Genomic DNA, 22,957 nt, shown 5'->3' with positions numbered 1-22,957 from the left:
ACAAAGATGTTGACATGGACATGATCAGGTCCGTACTGGACTTTCTGCCTCCGCCGATGCGGGACCCGGTGTTCTTCGCCATCCCGTTCTTCCTGGTGTTGTTGACCGTGGAGTGGGCGGCGGCCCGGCGCCTGGAGCACCTCGAATCCGAGCGGGCACCCGCCGGTGCGTTCAATATCCGCGATGCGTGGGCGAGCATCTCGATGGGGTTGGTGTCGATCCTCACCACCGCCGGATGGAAACTGCTGGCGTTGTTGGGTTATGCCGCCATCTACGCCTATCTGGCGCCCTGGCACCTGCCCGGAAACCGGTGGTACACCTGGGTGATCGCGATCGTCGGGGTGGATCTGCTGTTCTACGGCTACCACCGGGTGGCACACCGGGTGCGGTTGATCTGGGCGACGCATCAGGCCCATCACTCGAGTGAGTACTACAACTTCGCCACCGCACTGCGGCAGAAATGGAACAACAGCGGCGAAATCCTGGCCTGGATTCCGTTGCCACTGCTCGGCATCCCACCGTGGCTGGTGTTCGCCAGCTTCTCGGTGAACCTGGTCTATCAGTTCTGGGTTCATACCGAGCGAGTCGGAAAGTTATGGCGGCCAATCGAATTCATCTTCAACACGCCGTCGCATCATCGCGTGCACCACGGACGTGACCAGCTGTACCTGGACCGCAACTACGGCGGCATCCTGATCATCTGGGACCGGATGTTCGGCACGTTCCAGCCGGAGGTGTTCCGGCCGCACTACGGGCTGACCAAGCCGGTGGGCACGTTCAACATCTGGAAGCTGCAGACCCACGAATACGTGGCCATTGCTCGCGACGTGCGGCGGGCCGGCCGCCTGCGTGACCGGCTGGGCTACATCTTCGGTCCGCCGGGCTGGCAGCCCGCCGACATTATCGAATCCCAGCCGGTCGGGTAGCGCGTTCGCCGGCCGCGACCTGGCCCCCGCTGTGACCCGGGACATGAACGGCTGCTGTCACCGCCATAACCATTGGCCGGCACAACAATTGACGCCGTCCACTATTCGGCCTGAGCTTCGATTTGCGACACGCCGCGCGGATGTGATCCGGGCCTTCTTTCGTCGAAACTCCCAGTGTTCCCCAGTGTTTGTGTGACGTTTGAATTCGGGCCGAGCCGAATGGCACCAAAGCAAACTTCAAATCAGTAAGGTCGACTCAGCCGGGTGCACAATCCGGATCACGGTCAAGAAAGGGGCAATGCGTGGGAGACACACTGACCGAAGGACAGAAGCTGGAGAAGGGGGGGTCGCTCACCTCCAACAACGGCGCGTACACGCTGACGTTGCAGGATGATGGCAACCTCGTGTTGGAGGCACGTGGCCAAGCGGTCTGGTCGACTTCCACCAACGGCCAGGACGTGGTGCGGGCGGAGGTGCAGACCGACGGTAACTTCGTGCTGTACACCTCGGAGAAGCCCGTGTGGCACACCGACACCAAGGGCAAGAAGGACGTCAAGCTGGTTCTCCAGGACGACCGCAACCTGGTGCTGTACGCCGCCGACGGGCCCGCGTGGTCGTCCAATACCGAGACCTCCGAGCCGCCGCCACCGGCGCCCGAGGCCGCCGCGCCCGAGGTCGAGGTCGCCCCGGCCGCGGTCGAGGAGCCGGTAGCCGCGCCCGAGCCGGCCGCGCCGCCGCCACCCCCGCCGGCACCCGAGCCGCGGACCTACACCGTGGTCTCCGGCGACACCCTGTGGGCGATCGCCGAGCGGTTCTACGGGGACGGCAACAAGTACCAGCAGATCGCCGATGCCAGCGGCGTCGCCAACCCTGACCTGATTCACCCGGGCCAGGTTCTGACGATTCCCTGACCTAGAACAGATGCACGGCCCGGACCTTCATGGTCCGGGCCGTCGTCGTTTTCGGCCCGTGGATACGGGTACCCCCGGTAACGAAGTTGCCGCCTGGCCGATATTGATGTCGGTAGGGTGACTTTCACCACGTCCGAAAACGAGGGAGGCCGGCCGTGAACAGTTGGCTTGGTGGGGTGATGCGGGCGATGGCGGGGGTGTCGGTGGCAGGGCTGCTGGTATGTCCGGTCCCGACGGCCGCGGCGGCGGGTTCGCTGGTGTATCCCGGGATGGAGATCCGGCAGGGCACCAATTTGTGCACTCTGGGCTTCGTGGACCCGGTGAGTCGGGTCGGGTTCACCGCGGGGCACTGCCGCGGCGGCGGACCGGTTAACGACCGGGACGGCAATTCCATCGGGCACATGGGCTCCTTCCGGGACAACACGCCCGACGGTGCCACCGTCGACACCAATCACATGATCTCCGACTGGGAGACCATCCAACTGGCCGGCGACGTCGCGGTGAACAACATCCTGCCGGGTGGTCGGATGCTCGTGGAGGATGCGGCGGTGGTGCCGACGCCCGGGGCCCCGGTCTGCCACTTCGGGGTGGTGACCGGGGAGACCTGCGGCACCGTCGAGGCCGTCAACAACGGCTGGTTCACCATGGCCAACGGCGTGGTCAGCCAGAAGGGCGATTCGGGTGGCCCGGTGTACATCGTCACGCCGGATGGCCGCGCCGCCATCGTCGGGATGTTCAACAGCACGTGGGGTAACTACCCGGCCGCCGTATCGTGGCAGAACGCCAGTGGGCAGGCCCGCAGTGACGGCGCGCCACTCGGCGAGGTGTCGAATCTGGTCGGGCAACCCTGACCGCTCCGAACCGGACGCCCGGCGGTGTACGTCATGGGCGGGGCGAATCGCAGAACTAGAACACGTTCTAGCGTTCGCGCCGGGTGGGCGATATTCTCATGGCGATGTTTGATCAGACACCTGTCCAGATTGCCTGGGTCACCGCCGATCTGGACGCCACCGAACAGGCGCTGACCACCCTGCTGGGGGCGCGCCGGTGGGTGCGTATGCCCGCGGTGCACTTCAGCCCCGAGGCCTGCAGCTACCGCGGCCGGCCCGCCGATTTCGTGGCCGACATCTCGCTGAGCTACGCCGGTGACACCCAGTTGGAGCTCATCGCGCCGGTACGCGGCGAGAGCGTCTACACCGAGTTCCTGGATCGCCACGGGGCGGGCCTGCACCACATCTGCATCGAGGCGGCCGATCCCGAGGCGTTCGAGGCAAAGCTGCGGGACGCCGAAGGCGGCGGGACACCCGTTGTCTGCCAGGGAGTCATGCCTGGGGGCATGAGATTCGCCTACCTGTCGGCCGCGGCGGCCGGGGTGCCGTATCTGGAGATCGCTTACATTCCGCCCGAGATCCGGGCGTTCTTCGAGTATGTGAAACAGGAGCAGCAGTGAAGGAAATCCCCGAGGTCGTCGAGGCTGCGGACGTCGAATCCTGGTCCGACGAGTTCGACGTCGTGGTGATCGGGTTCGGCATCGCCGGAGGCTGCGCAGCGGTCAGTGCCGCAGCACAGGGCGCCCGCGTCCTGGTGTTGGAGAAGGCGGCGGCGGCCGGCGGTACCACCTCGATGGCGGGCGGGCACTTCTATCTCGGTGGCGGGACCGCCGTGCAGGAGGCGACCGGGCACCCGGACACCGCCGAAGAGATGTACAAGTACCTGGTCGCCGTGTCCCGCGAACCTGATCTGGACAAGATCCGCGCCTACAGCGAAGACAGCGTGGAGCACTTCAATTGGCTTGAGGCGCTGGGTTTCCAGTTCGAACGCAGCTTCTACCCGGGCAAGGTGGTGGTGCCGCCCGGTACCGAGGGGCTGTCCTACACCGGCAACGAGAAGGTCTGGCCGTTCACCGAACAGGCCCAGCCGGCTCCCCGCGGACACTCCGTGCCGGTGCCGGGGGAGTTGGGCGGCGCCGCGATGGTGATCGACCTCCTGCTGAAACGCGCTGAGGCACTGGGCGTCACGATCCGCTACGAGATCGGGGCCACCAACCTGATCGTGGACGACGGAGCGGTGGTCGGCGTCAAGTGGAAGCACTTCGGCGAAACCGGTTGCATCAAGGCGAAATCGGTCATCATCACCGCGGGCGGGTTCGCGATGAACCCCGAGATGGTCGCCGAATACACCCCGGCGCTCGGCAAGAAGCGTCGCACCAAGCACCACGGTGAGGTCGAGCCCTACATCCTGGGCAACCCCAACGACGACGGCCTCGGTATCCGGATGGGTGTCGCGGCCGGCGGCGTGGCCAACGGCATGGATCAGCTGTTCATCACCGCCGCGGCCTACCCACCGGAGATCCTGCTGACCGGCGTCATCGTCAACAACCAGGGACAGCGCTTCGTCGCGGAGGATTCCTACCACTCACGTACCTCGGCGTTCGTCCTGCGGCAGCCCGATCAGCAGGCGTACCTCATCGTGGACGAGGCGCACATGGAGATGCCGGCCATGCCGCTGATCAAGTTCATCGACGGCTACGAGACGGTCGCCGACGTCGAAGCGGCGCTAGGCATTCCGTCCGGGAACCTGGCGGCGACGTTGGACCGCTACAACAAGAACGCGGCCGACGGCGAGGATCCCGACTTCCACAAGCAACCCGACTACATCGCCGCACAGGACACGGGCCCGTACGCGGCCTTCGACCTGTCGCTCGGCGTCGCCATGTACTCGGGATTCACCATGGGCGGGCTGACGGTATCGATCGACGGCGAGGTCCTGCGGGAGGACGGCAGCGTTATCTCAGGCCTGTATGCGGCAGGGGCCTGCGCATCCAACATCGCCCAGGACGGCGAGGGATACGCCAGCGGCGTGCAGCTCGGCGAAGGCTCTTTCTTCGGTCGCCGCGCCGGTACGCACGCGGCAGCGCGCTAGTTCACGGACGCGAGGTTCCACCGGCCGTCGCCGAGCAGTTCCAGGCGACGGTCGTGGAGCCGGTTGACGCTGTCGCGGTGGCTGATGCTGACCACGATGCAGTCGGGCAGCTCGGTGCGCAGCGTCGTGTACAACGCGTACTGCTGGCCGGCGTCGAGTGCCGAGGTGGCTTCGTCGAGGAACACCGCCGACGGTTTGGCCAGCAGAACCCGGACGAATGCGATTCGCTGCTGTTCGCCCGGGGACAGCACCTTTCCCCAATCGGCCTCTTCGTCCAGCCGGGAGGTCAGGTTGCCCAGCGCAACCGCGTCGAGCGCTGCCCGGATCTCGTCGTCGCTGTAGGTGCCGGCCGGTGAGGGATAGCAGGCCACTGTCCGTAGATCGCCCAGCGGGGCGTAGGGGAGTTGGGACAGGAACATCACCCCGCCCTGCTCGGGATAACGCACCGTGCCGGATCCGTACGGCCACAGCCGTGCCAGGCTGCGCAACAGCGTCGTCTTCCCGGTACCGGACGGCCCGGTGATGACCAACGAATCGCCGGGCGCCAATTTCATGTCGAGATCGTGCAGAAGCAGGTCGCCCTCGGGTGACCGCACTTCGACATCCTCGAGCTCGACTCCGCCGTTGGTGCTCACCCCGGTATCCAATCGCGGTAGCGCCCTTGCCTGTTCGTTCGCGGTGACGAGACCGTCGAGGCGGATGATGGCGGCCCGGTAGCCCGCGAATGCGTCGTACACCGAGCGGAAGAAGCTCAGCGAACTCTGCACCCGATTGAAGGCACTCGACGACTGCAGGACGTCGCCGTACGTCAGCTGACCCGCGAACAACCGTGGCGCCTGGATGATCAGCGGGAGAGGGTCGATGATCTGGTTGATCGACCGATTCCAGCCGAGAAACGCGACTCCCCGGAGCACGAGCCTGCGGTAATTGGCGATGACCCTGGCGAATCGGTCTGCGAGCGTGGCACGTTCGGTATTTTCGCCGTGATAGAAGCCGACTGCCTCGGCGCCGTCACGGACGCGCACGAGTGCGTACCGGAACGCGGCGTTGGTGAGTGAGTTGCGGAAGGTCAGGCGGATCATCGGCCTGCCGATCCAGATCGCCACGACGGTTGTCATCGCCACCCACACCAGCGCGATCCAGAACAACGCCTTGGGCACCGTGATGCCCAGAATCGTCAACGGGCCGGCGAGATTCCACAGGATCGGCGTGAACGCGACGACCGACACGATCGAATACACCGATCCGAACATCAGCGTCTGCGCGGTGGCGACGGTCGGCGTGTTGGTCTCGGGGCCGGTTCCGGTGGTGAAGACATCGATGTCCTGCTGGATGCGCTGATCCGGATTGTCGATCGGGTTACCGCCGAACCCGCCGATGAATCTGCCGCGGTAGTAGGCGCGTTGGTCCAGCCAGTCGCTGGTGAGCCGGTTGGTGAGCCAGACCCGCCACCGAACGATGAAGTACTGCATCAGATACAGGTCGAGCAGAGTGCGGGTGATGTCCGCCGTCACCAACATCGCGAAGATCAGGATCGACTGCCAGAAACCGTCGATTCCAGAGCGGCGCACCGCTTCATCGCCCGAACCGGCACCGGAGAACGCCACCTGCAGGGCCGTGGTCTGGTCGTTGAGGTAGTAGCTGAACAACACGTCCATGCGCACCGAGAGCATCACCGACAAGAGCAGAACTCCGAGCAGTACCCACACCGGAATGCTCTGGCGCCCAATGAAATAGCCACCGGTAACCCGCCAGAACTGACGGCCCCATGTGGTGATGCGAGCCAGCACGGCCAGGACGGCCACGAGTGCCACCGCGCCGATCGTCCACGCTTTGAGGACCCAGAACAGCGACGCAAGGATCTCGTTGCCCCAGTCCAGTGACTGGGTGAACATCTCCATGGCCGAAAACTACCGGGAACCGCCCGGTTTGGTTGCCGGTATCAGGGTTGCTTGACCAGGTCGGCCGCGTCGTCCTCGATCCGGCCGAGTCGCCACTCCCCGTCTCCGAGCAACTGGAGTTCGTGGGTGTGGTGCTGCTCGACGGTCGTGCGGTGGCTGACGCTGACCAGGATGGTGTTCGGCAGATCCGTGCGCACCCGTTGATACAGCATGTACTCAAGGCCTTCGTCGAGCGCAGACGTCGACTCGTCGAGGAACACCACCTTGGGCTTGACGAGCAGGATCCGGGCGAACGCAATCCTTTGTTGCTCACCGGGAGACAGCACCTTGGCCCAGTCCTGTACCTCGTCGAGTCGGCTGACCAGATGTGCCAGGGCCACCTCGTCGAGGGTCCGCATGAGCGTCTCGTCGTCGACGACACCTTCCTCACCCGGGTAGGTCACCACCGCGCGCAGGTCACCGAGTGGGACATACGGCAACTGCGAAAGGAACATGGTTTCGTTGGGGCCGCATGGGCGGGTCAGCGTGCCCGACGTGAACGGCCACAATTCGGCGAGGCTGCGCAGCAGTGTGGTCTTGCCGCTGCCCGAGGGCCCGGTGATCACCAACGTGTCTCCCACCTGGAGGTGCAGGTCGAGCGGGTTGATGAGTTGCCTGCCGTCGGGCGTGCGGACCTCGATGTCGGAGAGCTTCACGGTGCCGTCCACACATGGAGTGGTGGTCACCTCGGGCAGTTCTCTGGCCTCCTCGTTGGAGACGACCAGCCCGTGGAGGCGGATGATGGCGGCGCGGTAGCCGGCGAAGTTGTCGTAGGCGCCGCGGAAGAACGACAGGCCATCCAGCAGACTGCGGAACGCCGTGGCAGTCTGTGTGAGTGCGCCGAGCGTGATCTCGCCGCTGTAGAACCGCGGGAATTGAACGGCGTACGGGATCAGCTCCTGGGCCTGGCCGATCGTCAGGTTCCAGCCGAGGAACTTTGTCATTCGGTTGATATAGCGCTTGTAGTTCACGATGACGGGGGCGAACAGGTGCCGCAGCCCGGTGCGCTCGGCGAGTTCGCCGCGGTAGAACGCCACGGCCTCCGATGCGTCGCGTAGGCGCACCAGTGCATACCGGAACGCGGCGTTGTACTTCTCGTTGTTGAACGACAAAGCGATGATTGGCCGGCCGAGCCAGAACGCCACGACTGTGGCGAACAGGACGTACACGATTCCGATCCAGAAGATCGCCCTGGGGAGGTCGATTCCGACGAAAGGCAGGGTGATCTCGCCCGACAGATTCCACAGAATCGCGGTGAACGAAATCATCGAAGCGATGGCATTGATCGCGCCGAACAACAACGTCGCTGTCGAGGTGTTGCTCGGCCTGTTGGGCAGGGAGTCGGTGCTGCCCGTGAAGATGTCGATATCGGACTGGATGCGCTGATCCGGGTTGTCGATCGTGCCGTCGATGAAGCGGGCTCGGTAGTAGGCCTTGCCGTCCAGCCAGTCGGAGGTGAGCTGGTCGGTGAGCCAGGCGCGCCAGCGCAGCATGAAACGCTGCGACATGTACAGGTCGAGCATGATCCGGCCGACGTTGAGGACTGCCAGGATGGCAAAGACGGTCATTGCCAACCAGAAGCCGTCCCGACCGGACACCTTCACTGCTTCGTTGCCGCTGGAGATGCCGGATGCAATGACCTGGAAGCTGGTCATCAGGTCGTTGCCATAGAAACTGAACAGCACATTGAGCCGCACACTGGTGATCACCGACAGCAGCAGCGCGGCGAGCCACACCCACACCTTGACGCTCGCAGCGCCGGTGAAGTAACCGCTGCTGACGCGCCAGAACTGCCTGCCCCATTCGGTGAAGCGTGCGATCAGGAACAGGATCACCATCGTCGACACCGCTGCGATCAGCCAACCCTTGGCGATCCACATCAGCGATGTCGGCAGCTCGCTGCCCCAGTCGAGAGTTGGGGTGAACATCTCCATGCGGGCAAAGTACCCCTACCAACTGGCATGAGCCGGGTCGGACGTCCCAGGGCACGGCTGTGCCGATCCGGTTCGGGGTCACGCTCAAAGGCATCCGCCGCGCCCGCGTACCGTGAACATGTGCCGAAGACGTCCAGCGCCAAACCGGGCCGCGTGAGCAGCAAGTTCTGGAAGCTATTGGGGGCCACCACCGAGCGGAATCAGGCCCGGTCGCTCTCCGAGGTCAAGGGAGCTGCCGAATTCGAGGACAAGGCTGCCGGACTCGACGACGAGCAGCTCACCAAGGCCGCCAAGCTGCTCGAACTGCAGGACCTGGCCGCGTCCGCGGACATGCCGCAGTTCCTGGCACTGGCGCGGGAAGCTGCCGATCGAACGACCTCCCTGCGTCCCTTCGATGTGCAGCTGCTGGCAGCACTGCGCATGCTTGCCGGGGACGTCGTGGAGATGGCCACCGGTGAGGGCAAGACCCTGGCCGGGGCGATCGCGGCGGCCGGCTACGCGATCGGTGGCAGGCACGTCCATGTCATCACCATCAACGACTACCTGGCGCGCCGCGACGCCGAGTGGATGACCCCGCTGCTGGAGGCGCTGGGGCTCACGGTCGGCTGGATCACCGCCGACTCCACCGCCGAGCAGCGCCGCGCGGCCTACGAGTGCGACATCACCTACGCCTCGGTCAACGAGATCGGCTTCGACGTGCTGCGCGATCAGCTGGTCACCGACGTCGCCGACCTCGTCTCTCCGAATCCCGACGTGGCCCTCATCGATGAAGCGGACTCGGTGCTGGTCGACGAGGCGCTGGTGCCGCTGGTGCTGGCCGGCACCAGTCACCGAGAACAGCCGCGCGTCGAGATCATCCGGATGGTCGGCGAGCTGATCAGCGGAACCGGTTCTGACGAGTACTTCGCGACCGACGACGACAACCGCAACGTGCACCTCACCGAGGCCGGGGCCCGCAAGCTCGAGGCCCGCCTGGGCAATATCGACCTGTACTCCGAGGAACACGTCGCCACCACGCTCACCGAGGTCAACGTCGCGCTGCACGCGCACGTGCTGCTGCAGCGCGACGTGCATTACATCGTCCGTGACGGCGCGGTCCACCTGATCAACGCGTCCCGTGGCCGGATCGCCTCGCTGCAGCGCTGGCCGGACGGCCTGCAGGCCGCCGTCGAGGCCAAGGAGGACATCGAGACCACCGAGACCGGTGAGGTGCTCGACACCATCACGGTGCAGGCACTGGTCAACCGGTACCCGACCGTCTGCGGCATGACGGGTACCGCGCTGGCCGCCGGCGAGCAGCTGCGTCAGTTCTACAAGCTCGGGGTGTCGCCGATCCCGCCGAACAAGCCCAACGTCCGCGAGGACGAGACGGACCGGGTCTATCTCACCGAGGCGGCCAAGAACCACGCCATCGTCGAACACATCGCCGAGGTGCACGAGACCGGTCAACCCGTGCTCGTCGGTACCCACGACGTGGCCGAGTCCGAGGACGTGCACCGCAGGCTGGTCAAGGCGGGCGTACCCGCCGTCGTGCTCAACGCCAAGAACGACGCCGAGGAGGCGGCCGTGATCGCCGAGGCTGGCAAGCTGGGCTCGGTCACGGTGTCCACCCAGATGGCCGGTCGCGGCACCGACATCCGGCTCGGCGGATCCGATGCGGCCGACGACTCGCCGGAAAAGCAGAAGGTGGCCGATCTCGGCGGGTTGCATGTGGTCGGCACGGGCCGTCACCACACCGAACGCCTCGACAACCAATTGCGCGGACGGTCCGGGCGCCAGGGCGACCCCGGGTCCACGGTCTTCTTCTCCAGCTGGGAGGACGAGGTCGTGGCCTCCCACCTCGACGACACCAAGCTGCCCACCGAAACCGACGAGGACGGCCGGATCACCGCGCCCAAGGCCGCGGGTCTGCTCGACCACGCGCAGCGCGTCGCCGAGGGCCGGCTGCTCGACGTGCACGCCAACACCTGGCGTTACAACCAGCTGATCGCGCAGCAGCGCGCCATCATCGTGGACCGCCGCGAAACCCTGCTGCGCACCGACACCGCACGCCAGGAGCTTCAGGCCCGGTCACCGGAGCGCTACGCCAAGCTGGCCGAGGAACTGGGGGAGGACGGCGAGGAGAAGCTGGAGAAGGTCTGCCGGCTGATCATGCTCTACCACCTGGACCGCGGCTGGTGTGACCATCTGGCCTTCCTCGCCGACATCCGGGAGAGCATCCACCTGCGGGCGTTGGGTCGCCAGAACCCGCTCGACGAATTCCACCGGATGGCCGTCGACGCCTTCGCCTCGCTGGCCGCCGATGCCATCGAGGCCGCCCAGCAGACCTTCGACACGGCGGAGGAGATCGAGGCCGAACCGGGCATCGATCTGTCCAAGCTCGCGCGGCCGACGTCGACGTGGACGTACATGGTCCACGACAATCCGCTCAACGACGACACCATGTCGGCACTGAGCCTGCCGGGCGTGTTCCGCTAGGTTTTAAGGCATGGACCACGCGCCTGCTCCGGAGGGCAGGAGCGCACCGCCGCCGACTGACGCACGCGACCGGGTATTCACCGTGCCGAACGCGCTCAGTGTGCTGCGCCTGCTGCTGGTACCGGTGTTCCTGTGGCTGCTGTTCGGTGCGCACGCCAACGGGTGGGCCGTAGCGGTCCTGATGTTCAGCGGCTTCTCCGACTGGGCCGACGGGAAGATCGCGCGCCTGGTCGACAATCAGTCGTCGCGGCTCGGCGAGCTGCTCGATCCGCTCGTCGACCGGATCTACATGGTCACGGTTCCGGTCGCCCTGGCGCTGTACGGCGTGGTGCCGTGGTGGTTGGTGCTGACCCTGCTGGGCCGCGATGTGCTGCTCGCCGCCACGCTGCCGATCCTGCGTCGCCGGGGCCTGACGGCGCTGCCGGTGACGTATGTGGGCAAGGCCGCGACCTTTGCCCTGATGTCGGCCTTCCCGTGGGTGCTGCTCGGTCAGTGGGACACGACGTGGAGCCGGGTGGCACTGGCCTGCGGATGGGCCTTCCTGCTGTGGGGCGTGGCGTTGTACCTGTGGTCTGCGGTGCTCTACCTGATCCAGGTGACGATGGTGGTGCGACAACTCCCCGTCAGATCATGAGCACCCTGGGCGGCTACGAGTCGGGGGCAGGGCTCAACGACCATGAGGCCCACGCCCCCAAGCGCATTCCGCTGCCCTCGCTCCTGCGGTCATTGCTGTCGGAGCACCTCGACCCGGGCTATGCCGCGGCCGCCGCCGCACGTGAGGCCGGTGACCGGCCCCGCCGGCGGTTCACCGATATCGGGTGGTTGCTGGTGGGCGCAGGCGCGATTGCCACGGTGTTTGCGGTCGCAGCGGGGCAGGCTCAGACGGCGGCCCCGGCCGCACGCGTTGCCCAGCACACGCTCGCCGGGCGGGTTCGAGCGGCTCAGGCCGGTGCCGACACGGCCAGTACCGAGCGCGACGCGCTCGTCGATCAGCTGGACGCCGAGCGGCGCAGCAGGCTCGGCATGGATGAGAACGGCCAGCGGTTGCTCGGCAGTCTGGACACGGCCAACATCGAAGCGGCCGCCATTCCGATGATCGGTCCCGGGCTGACCGTCACGGTCACGGATCCGGGTCTGTCAAAGGACCTCAGCGACGTGTCCAAACAGCGGGTCGCCGGTAATCAGCAGATCATCCTCGACCGGGACCTGCAGCTGGTGGTGAACTCACTGTGGGCCAGTGGGGCAGAGGCGGTTTCGGTGGGCGGGGTGCGGGTCGGCGCTGGCGTCACGATCCGCCAGGCGGGTGGCGGGATTCTGGTCGACAACCAGCCGATCACGAGTCCGTATGTCATTGTGGCCATCGGACCGCCGAAGGGGATGGCCGATACGTTCGATCGCACTCCGGGTCTGCAGCGGCTGCGGTTGTTGGAGACTTCCTACGGGGTCGGGGCGAACGTGAGCGCGGGCGACGGTCTGACCGTGCCCGCGGTGTCGGTACGGGATGTCAACTTCGCCAAACAGATTGGATAGGCCTGACGTGCACAGGATTGACCGTTAGATGATCGGGATCGTCGCACTGGTCGTCGGGATCGTGCTCGGATTGGTGTTCCATCCGAGCGTTCCCGAGTTCGTCGAGCCGTACCTTCCGATCGCGGTGGTGGCCGCGCTGGACGCGGTCTTCGGCGGGTTGAGGGCCTATCTGGAGCGGATATTCGACGCCAAGGTGTTCGTGGTGTCGTTCGTGTTCAACGTGTTGGTGGCGGCGCTGATCGTGTACGTCGGCGATCAGCTGGGCGTCGGTACCCAGTTGTCGACGGCGATCATCGTGGTTCTCGGTATCCGGATCTTCGGTAATGCCGCCGCACTGCGGCGCAGGTTGTTCGGCGCCTGACGTGAGCGAATCGGAGTCCAAACCCCCGGCCGAGCCGGACCCGCCGTCCGGCACCACCGAACCGGACCAGCCCGAAGACCGGCCGGAGCCTCAGCCGGAGGCCGAGGCGGAACACAAGCCCGAACACAAGCCCGAACACAAGCCCGAACACAAACCTGAACACCACGCCGAGCACCACGGCCGTCATGAGATGCCCGCGGATGTCTCGCCACGCCGGTTCCGGAATCTGCGAATCGTGCGCCGCAGCCGTTCGCAGCTCGTGTTCGGCGGTCTCGGCGTGCTGTTGTGCATCCTGCTCGGTATGGCGATCGTCACGCAGGTCCGCCAGAACGAGTCGGGGGATTCGCTGGAGACCGCGCGGCCGGCGGATCTGCTCGTGCTACTCGATTCCCTGCAGCAACGTGAAGCCTCGCTCAACACCGAGGTCGGCGATCTACAGCGGACACTGCAGCAGTTGCAGGCCTCGGGCAGCAGTGACCAGGCCGCGATCGAGAATGCCCAGTCCCGGCTGGAGGCGCTGTCCATCCAGATCGGGACGGTGGCCGCGACGGGTCCCGGAGTGACGCTCACCATAGAAGACAATGCGCCCGGGGTGCCCGCCGAGACCATGCTCGATGTGATCAACGAGCTGCGCGCGGCCGGCGCCGAGGCCGTCGAGATCCGCGGCGGGGATCAGCAATCCGCCGTGCGGGTGGGCCTCGACACCTGGATCATCGGCACCCCCGGGCAGCTCACGGTCGACGACGTGACCCTGCGGCCGCCGTATTCGGTTCTGGCGATAGGGGATCCGCCCACGCTGGCGGCCGCGATGAACATTCCCGGCGGGGCAATGGACAGTGTGAAACGTGTCGGCGGCACGATGGTGGTACAACAAGCCGAGCGCGTCGACGTCACCGCCTTGCGGCAACCGAAACCACGCCAATACGCTCAGCCCGTCAAGTGAGCAGAGCAACCAACTCTCCCGACCATAAGGAGCGCCGTGAGCGAGATCCCAGCCGACCTGTACTACACCTCGGAGCACGAGTGGGTATCGCGTACCGGTGACGACACGGTGCGCGTCGGCATCACCGATTACGCGCAGTCCGCACTCGGCGATGTGGTGTTCGTCCAACTGCCCGAAGTCGGGGCCCAGCTGGCCTCCGGTGACGCGTTCGGCGAGGTCGAGTCGACCAAGTCGGTGTCGGACCTGTACGCCCCCGTGGCGGCGAAAGTCGTTGCGGTCAACGGTGATCTGGACGGCAGTCCGCAGCTGGTCAATTCCGACCCCTACGGCGAAGGCTGGCTGGTCGATCTGCGGCTCGAGGAGGGCACGATCGAGGACGCCCTGGCCGGTTTGCTCGACGCGGACGGCTACCGCGCCGCCGTGACCGAGTAAGGAATTGTTAGGGTTTCGAGGGCCGGTCGCAAAGACCGGTTGGGCCGTACCCTGCGCGCAGATATCTTCACCATCGGATCCGGCGGTGGTGGACCCAATGATGGCTGATGCGCGGTACGGTCGACGTGAGACCGACGATGGGCTGGGGCCACGCCGGGCAACGCCACAGCAGCCAGTGAGGAGCAGCGGGTGACGGACAAGGACAGCAATTTGGGGGCCGACCAGTCGGAAGACGTGACGGTGGAAACCACATCGGTTTTCCGCGCGGATTTTCTGAACGAACTGGATGCGCCCGCGACGGCCGGTACCGAAGGCGCCGTTTCCGGTGTCGAGGGCCTGCCCGCGGGCTCGGCATTGCTCGTCGTCAAGCGCGGACCGAACGCCGGATCGCGTTTTCTGCTCGATCAGCCGACGACCTCGGCGGGGCGCCACCCGGACAGCGATATTTTTCTCGATGACGTCACGGTGAGCCGTCGGCACGCCGAGTTCCGGTTGGAGAGCGGTGAGTTCCAGGTTGTCGACGTCGGCAGCCTCAACGGAACGTACGTCAACCGCGAGCCGGTCGATTCGGCCGTACTCGCCAATGGTGACGAAGTGCAGATCGGGAAGTTCCGCCTGGTGTTCCTGACGGGCCCTCGTTCTGACGACGACAGCGGCCAGACCAGCTAGCCGATGACTGCCCCCGACAGACCTGCACTGGCCGGGATGTCGATCGGCGCAGTGCTGGACCTGCTCCGGGGCGACTTTCCGGACATCAGCATCTCCAAGATTCGGTTCCTTGAGGCCGAGGGGCTGGTGACGCCGCAGCGGACGGCGTCGGGGTACCGGCGGTTCACGGCGTACGACTGTGCGCGGTTGCGATTCATCCTGACCGCGCAGCGTGACCAGTATCTGCCGTTGAAGGTGATCAAGGCGCAGCTGGACGCGCTACCCGACGGGGAGCTGCCTCAGGCGGGATCCACCTACGGGGTACCGCGTCTGGTGCCGGTATCCGGTGATGGCGCCGATGCGGCCGGGTCCGGGGCTGCCGTCGTCGCGGCGGTGGCGCCGACCCAGGTACGGCTGTCCCGCGAAGACCTGTTGGCCCGGTCGGGCATCGACGATGAGACGCTGGGGGCGCTGGTCCGCAACGGCATCATCATCGCCGGGCCCGCCGGGTTTTTCGATGAACATTCCGTGGTGATCGCCCAGTGTGCGCGGGCCCTGGGCGACTACGGCGTCGAGCCCCGACACCTGCGGGCATTCCGCTCCGCGGCCGACCGGCAATCCGATCTGATCGCCCAGATCGCAGGCCCAGTGGGCAAGGCGGGCAAGGCCGGAGCCCGCGACCGAGCCGACGATCTGGCTCGTGAAGTGGCCGCCTTGGCCATCACTTTGCACACGTCTCTGATCAAGTCCGCCGTACGCGACGTTCTGGATCGCTGAGGACTAGACTCGTTTCGACGGCCAGTTCGTCTAAGTCGGGACCCCTGGCGATCGGTAACTGGCGGACTGCGCGACGGACGAAGATTCGACGAAACGGCACGGCGGTGCGGAGGGCAGGCACAGATGGCTGAGGTTCGCGTGGTCGGCATTCGGGTGGAGCAACCGCAGAACCAACCCGTGTTGCTTTTGCGGGAGTCCAACGGTGACCGTTACCTACCGATCTGGATCGGGCAGTCGGAGGCCGCCGCGATCGCGCTGGAACAGCAGGGTGTCGAACCGACCCGGCCTCTCACTCACGACCTGATCCGAGATGTCATTGCCGCCCTTGGGCATTCGCTCAAGGAGGTGCGGATCGTGGACCTGCAGGAAGGCACCTTCTACGCCGACCTGATCTTCGACCGCGACATCAAGGTCTCGGCCAGGCCGTCGGACTCGGTGGCGATCGCCCTGCGCGTCGGCGTGCCGATCTACGTGGAGGAAGCGGTGCTTGCCGAGGCCGGCCTGCTGATTCCCGACGAGAACGACGAAGAAGCCGCAGGCACCGTCCGTGAGGACGAGGTGGAGAAGTTCAAGGAGTTCCTGGACAGCGTTTCGCCGGACGACTTCAAGGCGACATGACCGTCCCGCCCCCCGCTGCGCGGCCGCAGATCACGGATACGTCTCAAGTGCGCATACCGGTGTCAACACGCGGCGCGGGAGACAATCCGGCGGGAATTCGGGCGCCATACTTTCTTCGCAGCGGGCAATCAGGGCCCGGCGGGAAGCGTATGCTCGACACATTCGAGCTCGCAGCAAACCGTCGCGGCAGAGATCGCCGCGTTGCAGGACATAGGAGTACGGTGCGTGCGAGTTCGAACGGCGAGAGGATTCACAGTGGGTGACACGCCACGGCAGGAAGAGCTGGATCTGACCACCGGGAGCGGCGCGGAGCCGCCCGTCAGGCCATCTGGCGAACCCGTGCAGGGAGGCCTGTTCCCCGACGATTCGGTGCCCGACGAACTGGTCGGTTACCGCGGTCCCAGTGCATGCCAGATCGCCGGTATCACCTACCGGCAGCTCGATTACTGGGCCCGCACCTCCCTGGTGGTTCCCTCGATCCGCGGCGCGGCCGGCTCGGGCAGCCAGCGCCTGTATTCGTTCAAGGACGTCCTGGTCCTCAAGATCGTCAAGCGGTTGCTGGACACCGGTATCTCGTTGCACAACATCCGGGTCGCGGTCGACCACCTACGCCAGCGCGGCGTGCAGGATCTGGCCAACATCACCCTGTTCTCCGACGGCACCACGGTCTATGAGTGCACCTCGGCCGAAGAGGTTGTCGATCTGCTGCAGGGCGGCCAGGGCGTGTTCGGCATCGCGGTATCCGGCGCCATGCGTGAGTTGACCGGCACCATCGCCGACTTCCCGGGCGAGCGTGCCGACGGCGGCGAGTCCATCGCATCACCCGAGGATGAGTTGGCGTCGCGCCGCAAAAGCCGCGACCGCAAGATCGGCTGATCTCCCCTCGCGAACAGACACCTAGCTGCCCCGCATCCAGCGATGTGGGGCAGCTGCGCGTCTGTTCGCGGGCATAGGTGAGCGGCCGGTAGAATTATCGACGCATCGCCCTCGTGCGGGAGAGTTTCGTGACAGCCAGCCACGGACGCCGAAGGAGCAATACCTCTCCGTCAACCTCTCAGGCACCCAGGACCGCGCCAGGCCCCGATGCCTCTGGAAAGTGGTGCCCATCGGGTACCCGCCCATGGGGAAAAGTCCTGTACCGGGGCTGAATCTCTCAGGCGCCCGGACCGGGTCGACGACAGAGGGAGAGGGACTGCTACGACGTCTGAGCACGTCTGCGCCTCAGGAGAGTGTCGTGTCCGACCAGCATCAATCGCGTTTCGCCGATCGCCACATCGGCCCGGACGCCTCCGCCGTCAGCACCATGCTCGACGTGATCGGCGTGGCCTCCCTCGACGAGCTCGCCGCCAAGGCGCTTCCGGCAGGCATCCTCGACGCGCTGTCCTCTGGTGGTGTCGCCCCGGGCCTGGAGGGTCTGCCCGCGCCGGCCACCGAAGAGGAGTCGCTGGCCGAGTTGCGCGCGTTGGCCGACTCCAATACGACCGCGGTCTCGATGATCGGCCAGGGCTACTTCGACACCTTCACGCCCGCTGTGCTGCGGCGCAACATTCTTGAGAACCCCGCCTGGTACACCGCGTACACGCCGTATCAGCCCGAGATCAGCCAGGGCCGCCTCGAGGCGCTGCTGAACTTCCAGACCATGGTGTCGGATCTGACCGGACTCGAGGTGGCGAACGCCTCGATGCTCGACGAGGGCACCGCCGCGGCCGAGGCCATGACGCTGATGCACCGCGCGACCAAGTCGAAGGCGAATCGACTGCTGGTCGACACCGACGTGTATGCGCAGACCGCGGCCGTGCTGGCCACCCGTGCGGAGCCGCTCGGCATCGAGATTGTCACGGCCGATCTGCGCCAGGGACTTCCGGACGGCGAGTTCTTCGGCGTCATCGTGCAACTGCCGGGAGCGAGCGGACGTGTCGATGACTGGGCTGGACTGATCAGTGCAGCCCACGAGCGGGACGCGCTCGTCGCCGTCGGCGCCGATCTGCTAGCGCTGACCGTGATCACCCCGCCGGGGGAGATCGGGGCCGACGTGGCCTTCGGAACCAGCCAACGGTTCGGTGTGCCAATGGGATTCGGCGGTCCGCACGCCGGTTATCTCGCCGTGCACGCCAAGCACGCCCGGCAGCTTCCGGGCCGGTTGGTCGGCGTGTCCGTCGACGCGGACGGGGCCCCGGCGTACCGCCTGGCGCTGCAGACTCGTGAGCAGCACATCCGCCGGGACAAGGCGACCAGCAACATCTGTACCGCGCAGGTGCTGCTGGCGGTGATGGCCGCGATGTACGCCAGCTATCACGGTGCACCGGGTTTGACCGCCATCGCCCGCCGCGTGCACGGTCATGCCTCAGCCATCGCGGGCGCGCTCGGAGACGCGTTGGTGCACGACAAGTACTTCGACACCGTGCTGGCCCGGGTTCCCGGACGCGCCGACGATGTGATCGCCGCGGCCAAGGCCAAGGGGATCAACCTGTGGCGCGTCGACGCCGACCACGTGTCCGTGTCCTGCGACGAGGCGACCACCGGTGCGCATGTGGCTGCGGTCGTGGAGGCGTTCGAGGTTTCGCCCGCCGCTCCGGTGTCCGCCGGCATCCTGACGCGAACCTCCGAGTTCCTGACTCATCCGGCATTCAACTCCTACCGCACCGAGACCGAGATGATGCGCTACCTCCGGTCGCTGGCGGACAAGGATATTGCCTTGGACCGCAGCATGATTCCGCTGGGCTCCTGCACGATGAAGCTCAACGCGGCCGCAGAGATGGAGCCGATCACCTGGCCCGAATTCGGCCGTCAGCACCCATTCGCACCGGCGTCGGACAACCCGGGGCTGCGCAAACTGATCGCCGATCTGCAGGACTGGCTCACCGGGATCACCGGCTACGACCAGATTTCGTTGCAGCCCAACGCCGGTTCGCAAGGTGAGTACGCCGGACTCCTGGCGATCAAGGCCTACCACGTCTCCCGCGGTGACGTCGACCGTGACCTCTGCCTGATCCCGTCGAGCGCACACGGCACCAACGCGGCCTCGGCGGCACTGGCCGGGATGCGGGTCGTGGTGGTGGCCTGTCGCGAGAACGGCGACGTCGACCTCGACGACCTGCGCGCGAAGATTGCCGAGCATGCGGATCGCGTTGCGGCGCTGATGATCACCTACCCGTCGACGCACGGGGTGTACGAGCACGACGTCGCCGACATCTGCGCTGCGGTGCACGACGTGGGCGGCCAGGTCTATGTGGACGGCGCGAACCTCAATGCGTTGGTCGGGTTGGCCCGGCCGGGCCGATTCGGCGGTGACGTCAGCCACCTGAACCTGCACAAGACGTTCTGCATCCCGCACGGCGGTGGCGGCCCGGGGGTCGGGCCGGTCGCGGTTCGATCCCATCTGGCTCCCTTCCTGCCGGGCCATCCGCTGGCGGACGAACTGCCCGATGAGCACACGGTCTCGGCCGCCCCGTACGGGTCGGCGTCGATCCTGCCGATCACCTGGGCTTACATCCGGATGATGGGTGCCGAGGGCCTGCGGGAGGCGACTCTGACTGCGATCGCGTCAGCGAACTACGTGGCCCGCCGGCTCGACGAGTACTACCCGGTGCTCTACACGGGCGAGAACGGCATGGTCGCCCACGAGTGCATCCTGGACCTCCGGGGGATCACCAAGGACACCGGCGTGACCGTCGACGATGTGGCAAAGCGCCTCGCGGACTACGGATTCCATGCACCGACCATGAGCTTCCCGGTGGCCGGCACGTTGATGGTCGAGCCGACCGAGAGTGAGAGCCTGACCGAGGTCGACGCGTTCTGCGACGCGATGATCGCGATTCGCGCCGAGATCGACCGGGTCGGTTCGGGGGAGTGGCCGGTGGATGACAACCCGCTGCGCGGCGCTCCCCACACAGCCGAGTGCCTGCTCGTGGCCGACTGGGATCATCCGTACACCCGCGAACAGGCCGCCTACCCGTTGGGCAAGGGGTACCGACCCAAGGTCTGGCCCCCGGTGCGGCGTATCGACGGCGCCTATGGCGACCGGAATCTGGTGTGCTCCTGCCCGCCGGTCGAGGCATTCGCCTGAGGCATACCCGCGGCCGGTGTACCGGTCGCGGGATTCGTACGTCGCTTTCTACCCCAGGGCTGCGCTCGGTCGCGGCGAACAGCCCTGGGGTAGAAAGCGGCGCATCAGCGCGTTGATGCGTCACCGGGGGACGGGCGCGGCAGGGTGCTGAGGCTCAGCCCAGCATGGTGTTGACGGCGGTGGCCAGTTCGGGCGAGGTCGAGCTGGAGAGGTGCTGATACGTGCCGCTGCTCGCCTGTGCGACGGCTTCCCAGGTGGTCCGGTCCGAGCCGCTGCCGAAATCGATCACGTCGACCGCGATCGGACGGGCTGGGTCGAAAGCGCCGCGGATGAACTCCTGCAGTCCCGCCCCGTCCAGGCTCTGATCGGTGTGCGGGCCGGTGGTGATCACCAGAATGGAATTAGCCTGGCCCTCACGATATTTCGACAGCGCCTCGGTGTAGACCATCCGCAGCGTCGTGAACGACACCGCACCGCCTCCGGACGCCGACTGCTGGTCCAGCGTCGAGGTCAGCGCATCGGAGCGACGCTCACCGCCGACCGGCTCGGCCAACGGCCCCGTCGAGACGTCAGAGCGGCCTTCGGTGCCGTCGAAGGTCCACAGGCCGACCGCCGCGGTGTCCGGCAGTGCCTTGACCCGGCTGTTGAGCGCGGCCACCACGTTGGCCAACCGGGACTTGCCGCCCTCCTCGGTCGGCATCGACTGGTCGAGCATGATGGTGACGGCGGGGCTTCCCGTCGGCGTAGCTGTCGCGTTGGCCAGCGTCACCCGCATGGTGTTGTCGCCGATCGACAACGGCGCGGCCAGCTGACCGAAAGCGGTCACATCGCTGGACGGTGGTGTCGTCCCCTCAGCCCGGAATCCGGCCTTGGCGAGCACGGCGAGCTGCTCGGGCTTGCGCAGGTAGCGGGCGAATTCGCTGGCCGCAGTGACCTGCTCCTTCTCCAGCCAGTCTCCGGCCAGCAGAACCGTCGGGTAGTCGGCGGTGGCCGTCGGGCCGGGCGGCACCCAGCCGGCCAGGGAGCCCTTGGCGTCATCGAGCGAGCTGCCCCGCTGGAAGATCTGTTGTTCGGTGGTGGCCACCGCGTGCACCGGCGCGGTCGCCGGATCGGAGGCATTGAGCAGCGCATCGAAGGCGGTTCCCAGCTCGGTGTCGTCGAGCTTGGGCTGCCCGCGGAGCAGACTGTTGACGCCGTTCATGCCCGAGGTGGCCGGCGCGCCCGCGGGGGCGGATGCCGCAGCGACGGCCTCGGCGGCCAAGGGAGCGGCATCGCCGTTGCTGCGGGTCGGCAACGCGAGTTTGAGTGTGCCCCAACCGGGCAGCTTGAGCGCGTTCATCGCGGCCGGGCTGCTCTGCAGTTGCGGCAGGGTGGCCCAGGACTGTTGTGCCAGTGCGTCCTTGAGCTGCGGACGGACCGCGAGCAGGACCGGTGAGGTGACCAGGGATCGGCTGTCGCTGACGGCCTTGGCGCCTGCCGTCGCCTCCAGCCGCGCCTCGGCGATGCCGGAGGCCGGAATCCACAGTGCCGGACGGTCGCCGAGCTCGCTCGGCCACGTGTTGGCGAAGCCACCGACCACCCGGTCGGATTCGGCGGACTGCACGCGCACCTTGACGCAGCGGTCACCGACGGGGCTGACCGACTCGTTGTACGTGTTGGCCAGTCCCTCGATGTGCGTCGAGATGGTCGGGTCGGCGATCACGGCGACTCCGAGTTCGCCGTCGACGCAGCGCGCGGCCGCGGCATCGCTGCGGCCGGCGAGGACGTCACCGAAGAATTTCCACAGGATCATCGCGCCGACCACGGCCACCACGGTGCAAAGCGCGACGATCACGCCGACGCTGACACCGCGCCGCCCGGACTGAACGGCGCGGTGGCTGCCGGTCCACTCGCCGCCGTCCCAGTCGCCGCCGTGCTGGCGGCTCGACGGGGCGGACGGGGGTGGTGGCTCGGAGACGGCGCCGAACTGCGCGGTCGGCTGATCATCGGCGTAGTCGCCCTCGGAATACTCGTCGGAGTACTCCGCGGCATAGTCGTCGTCGGCATCGGCGTACTTGCCGCGGTAACCGTCGACGTACTCGTCCTCGTAACCGTCGTCGTCGGCGTCGGCGTAATCGGCCTCGACGTAGTCCGCTTCGTCGTAATCGGCGTACTCCGAATCGCGATAGTCCGATTCGTAGTCGTCGTCACCGTCGGCGTACTGGGGCGCACGGTAATCGGGCTCGGCCCGGTAGCCCCGGTAGTCAGGCTCTTCGCGGTACGCCGGTGCATCCCGGTACCCGCGATCGGCCTGATGCCCGGACGTGTCGAAATCGTCTGCGGCGCGCCGTGACTGCTCGCGGCGGGGAGGTTCGTAGCCGTCGGAATACCCGGGCTCGCCGACATGCGGCTCGTCGGGAGCATCCTCAGGGTCGGGAATGCTGTGCCTGCCCATTCCTAACCCCTGTACGTCTCGCGCCGACTAGTCATCC

At 66.5% G+C, this 22,957-nt stretch carries 19 protein-coding genes and 1 riboswitch; of the genes, 16 read left to right on the top strand and 3 right to left on the bottom strand.

Annotated features, from left to right (window positions below; translation table 11 throughout):
* The first annotated feature begins 14 nt into the window (after positions 1-14).
* The 5 genes from EYZ64_RS17490 (at position 15) to EYZ64_RS17470 (ending at position 4,759) form a co-directional block, all read left to right on the top strand.
* Positions 15-926 carry a sterol desaturase family protein gene (locus EYZ64_RS17490; protein ID WP_135455152.1) on the top strand — a complete coding sequence of 304 codons (912 nt, stop codon included), beginning with the start codon at positions 15-17 and terminating at the stop codon, positions 924-926.
* Between the two features lie 302 nt (positions 927-1,228).
* Complete coding sequence (locus EYZ64_RS17485; protein ID WP_135455150.1) at positions 1,229-1,837, top strand: LysM peptidoglycan-binding domain-containing protein; 609 nt, start codon at positions 1,229-1,231, stop codon at positions 1,835-1,837.
* A 188-nt stretch (positions 1,838-2,025) separates the two neighbouring features.
* The gene (locus tag EYZ64_RS17480; RefSeq protein WP_135460083.1) at positions 2,026-2,688 is read left to right on the top strand and encodes an Rv1815 family serine proteinase; all 663 of its coding nucleotides are present in this window, start codon (positions 2,026-2,028) and stop codon (positions 2,686-2,688) included.
* A gap of 104 nt (positions 2,689-2,792) precedes the next feature.
* Entirely contained in the window at positions 2,793-3,287 is a 495-nt protein-coding gene (locus EYZ64_RS17475) for a VOC family protein (protein WP_135455148.1), read from the top strand.
* Positions 3,284-4,759: an FAD-binding protein gene (locus EYZ64_RS17470; protein WP_135455145.1), complete on the top strand. Its 1,476-nt coding sequence runs from the start codon at positions 3,284-3,286 to the stop codon at positions 4,757-4,759. Before EYZ64_RS17475 ends, EYZ64_RS17470 begins: the two co-directional genes overlap by 4 nt.
* On the opposite strand, the gene EYZ64_RS17465 is transcribed toward EYZ64_RS17470, so the two are convergent.
* Positions 4,756-6,660 carry an ABC transporter ATP-binding protein/permease gene (locus EYZ64_RS17465; RefSeq protein WP_135455143.1) on the bottom strand — a complete coding sequence of 635 codons (1,905 nt, stop codon included), beginning with the start codon at positions 6,658-6,660 and terminating at the stop codon, positions 4,756-4,758. The two genes, EYZ64_RS17470 and EYZ64_RS17465, sit on opposite strands and share 4 nt — an antisense overlap.
* A gap of 41 nt (positions 6,661-6,701) precedes the next feature.
* Positions 6,702-8,633: an ABC transporter ATP-binding protein/permease gene (locus tag EYZ64_RS17460; protein ID WP_135455141.1), complete on the bottom strand. Its 1,932-nt coding sequence runs from the start codon at positions 8,631-8,633 to the stop codon at positions 6,702-6,704.
* A 120-nt stretch (positions 8,634-8,753) separates the two neighbouring features.
* On the opposite strand from EYZ64_RS17460, the gene secA2 reads away from it, so the two are divergent.
* From secA2 to gcvP, 11 genes are all read left to right on the top strand, one after another.
* Positions 8,754-11,111 carry an accessory Sec system translocase SecA2 gene (secA2, locus tag EYZ64_RS17455; RefSeq protein WP_135455139.1) on the top strand — a complete coding sequence of 786 codons (2,358 nt, stop codon included), beginning with the start codon at positions 8,754-8,756 and terminating at the stop codon, positions 11,109-11,111.
* A 10-nt stretch (positions 11,112-11,121) separates the two neighbouring features.
* A complete protein-coding gene (locus EYZ64_RS17450) occupies positions 11,122-11,745 on the top strand; it encodes a CDP-alcohol phosphatidyltransferase family protein (protein WP_135455137.1) in 624 nt (207 codons plus the stop codon).
* Positions 11,742-12,641, top strand: coding sequence for a DUF881 domain-containing protein (locus EYZ64_RS17445; RefSeq protein ID WP_135455135.1), 900 nt, complete (start codon positions 11,742-11,744; stop codon positions 12,639-12,641). Before EYZ64_RS17450 ends, EYZ64_RS17445 begins: the two co-directional genes overlap by 4 nt.
* A gap of 28 nt (positions 12,642-12,669) precedes the next feature.
* Positions 12,670-13,002 carry a small basic family protein gene (locus tag EYZ64_RS17440; RefSeq protein WP_003882035.1) on the top strand — a complete coding sequence of 111 codons (333 nt, stop codon included), beginning with the start codon at positions 12,670-12,672 and terminating at the stop codon, positions 13,000-13,002.
* A 190-nt stretch (positions 13,003-13,192) separates the two neighbouring features.
* Positions 13,193-13,945 carry a DUF881 domain-containing protein gene (locus EYZ64_RS17435; protein ID WP_135460082.1) on the top strand — a complete coding sequence of 251 codons (753 nt, stop codon included), beginning with the start codon at positions 13,193-13,195 and terminating at the stop codon, positions 13,943-13,945.
* A 36-nt stretch (positions 13,946-13,981) separates the two neighbouring features.
* Positions 13,982-14,377 carry a glycine cleavage system protein GcvH gene (gene gcvH, locus EYZ64_RS17430; RefSeq protein WP_135455133.1) on the top strand — a complete coding sequence of 132 codons (396 nt, stop codon included), beginning with the start codon at positions 13,982-13,984 and terminating at the stop codon, positions 14,375-14,377.
* Between the two features lie 189 nt (positions 14,378-14,566).
* Positions 14,567-15,046, top strand: coding sequence for a glycogen accumulation regulator GarA (gene garA / locus EYZ64_RS17425; RefSeq protein WP_036449747.1), 480 nt, complete (start codon positions 14,567-14,569; stop codon positions 15,044-15,046).
* 3 nt (positions 15,047-15,049) lie between these two features.
* Positions 15,050-15,802 carry a transcriptional regulator FtsR gene (ftsR, locus tag EYZ64_RS17420; protein WP_135455131.1) on the top strand — a complete coding sequence of 251 codons (753 nt, stop codon included), beginning with the start codon at positions 15,050-15,052 and terminating at the stop codon, positions 15,800-15,802.
* 123 nt (positions 15,803-15,925) lie between these two features.
* Complete coding sequence (locus tag EYZ64_RS17415; protein WP_019346056.1) at positions 15,926-16,420, top strand: bifunctional nuclease family protein; 495 nt, start codon at positions 15,926-15,928, stop codon at positions 16,418-16,420.
* Positions 16,421-16,675: 255 nt separating this feature from the next.
* Positions 16,676-17,296, top strand: a complete 621-nt coding sequence (locus EYZ64_RS17410) for a MerR family transcriptional regulator (protein WP_135455129.1) — start codon at positions 16,676-16,678, stop codon at positions 17,294-17,296.
* 106 nt (positions 17,297-17,402) lie between these two features.
* Positions 17,403-17,501, top strand: a riboswitch (glycine riboswitch).
* 153 nt (positions 17,502-17,654) lie between these two features.
* A complete protein-coding gene (gene gcvP, locus EYZ64_RS17405) occupies positions 17,655-20,486 on the top strand; it encodes an aminomethyl-transferring glycine dehydrogenase (protein ID WP_135455126.1) in 2,832 nt (943 codons plus the stop codon).
* A 154-nt stretch (positions 20,487-20,640) separates the two neighbouring features.
* Here gcvP and EYZ64_RS17400 read toward each other — a convergent pair whose 3' ends face one another.
* Positions 20,641-22,920 (bottom strand): substrate-binding domain-containing protein, encoded by a 2,280-nt coding sequence (locus EYZ64_RS17400; protein WP_135455124.1) that lies wholly within the window; start codon positions 22,918-22,920, stop codon positions 20,641-20,643.
* Between the last annotated feature and the right edge of the window lie 37 nt (positions 22,921-22,957).

This window comes from Mycobacterium sp. DL99, from assembly GCF_004762045.1.
GTDB lineage: Bacteria > Actinomycetota > Actinomycetes > Mycobacteriales > Mycobacteriaceae > Mycobacterium.
The sequence above is the reverse complement of the archived record's forward strand: the minus strand, read 5'-3'. Positions and strand labels throughout refer to the sequence as shown.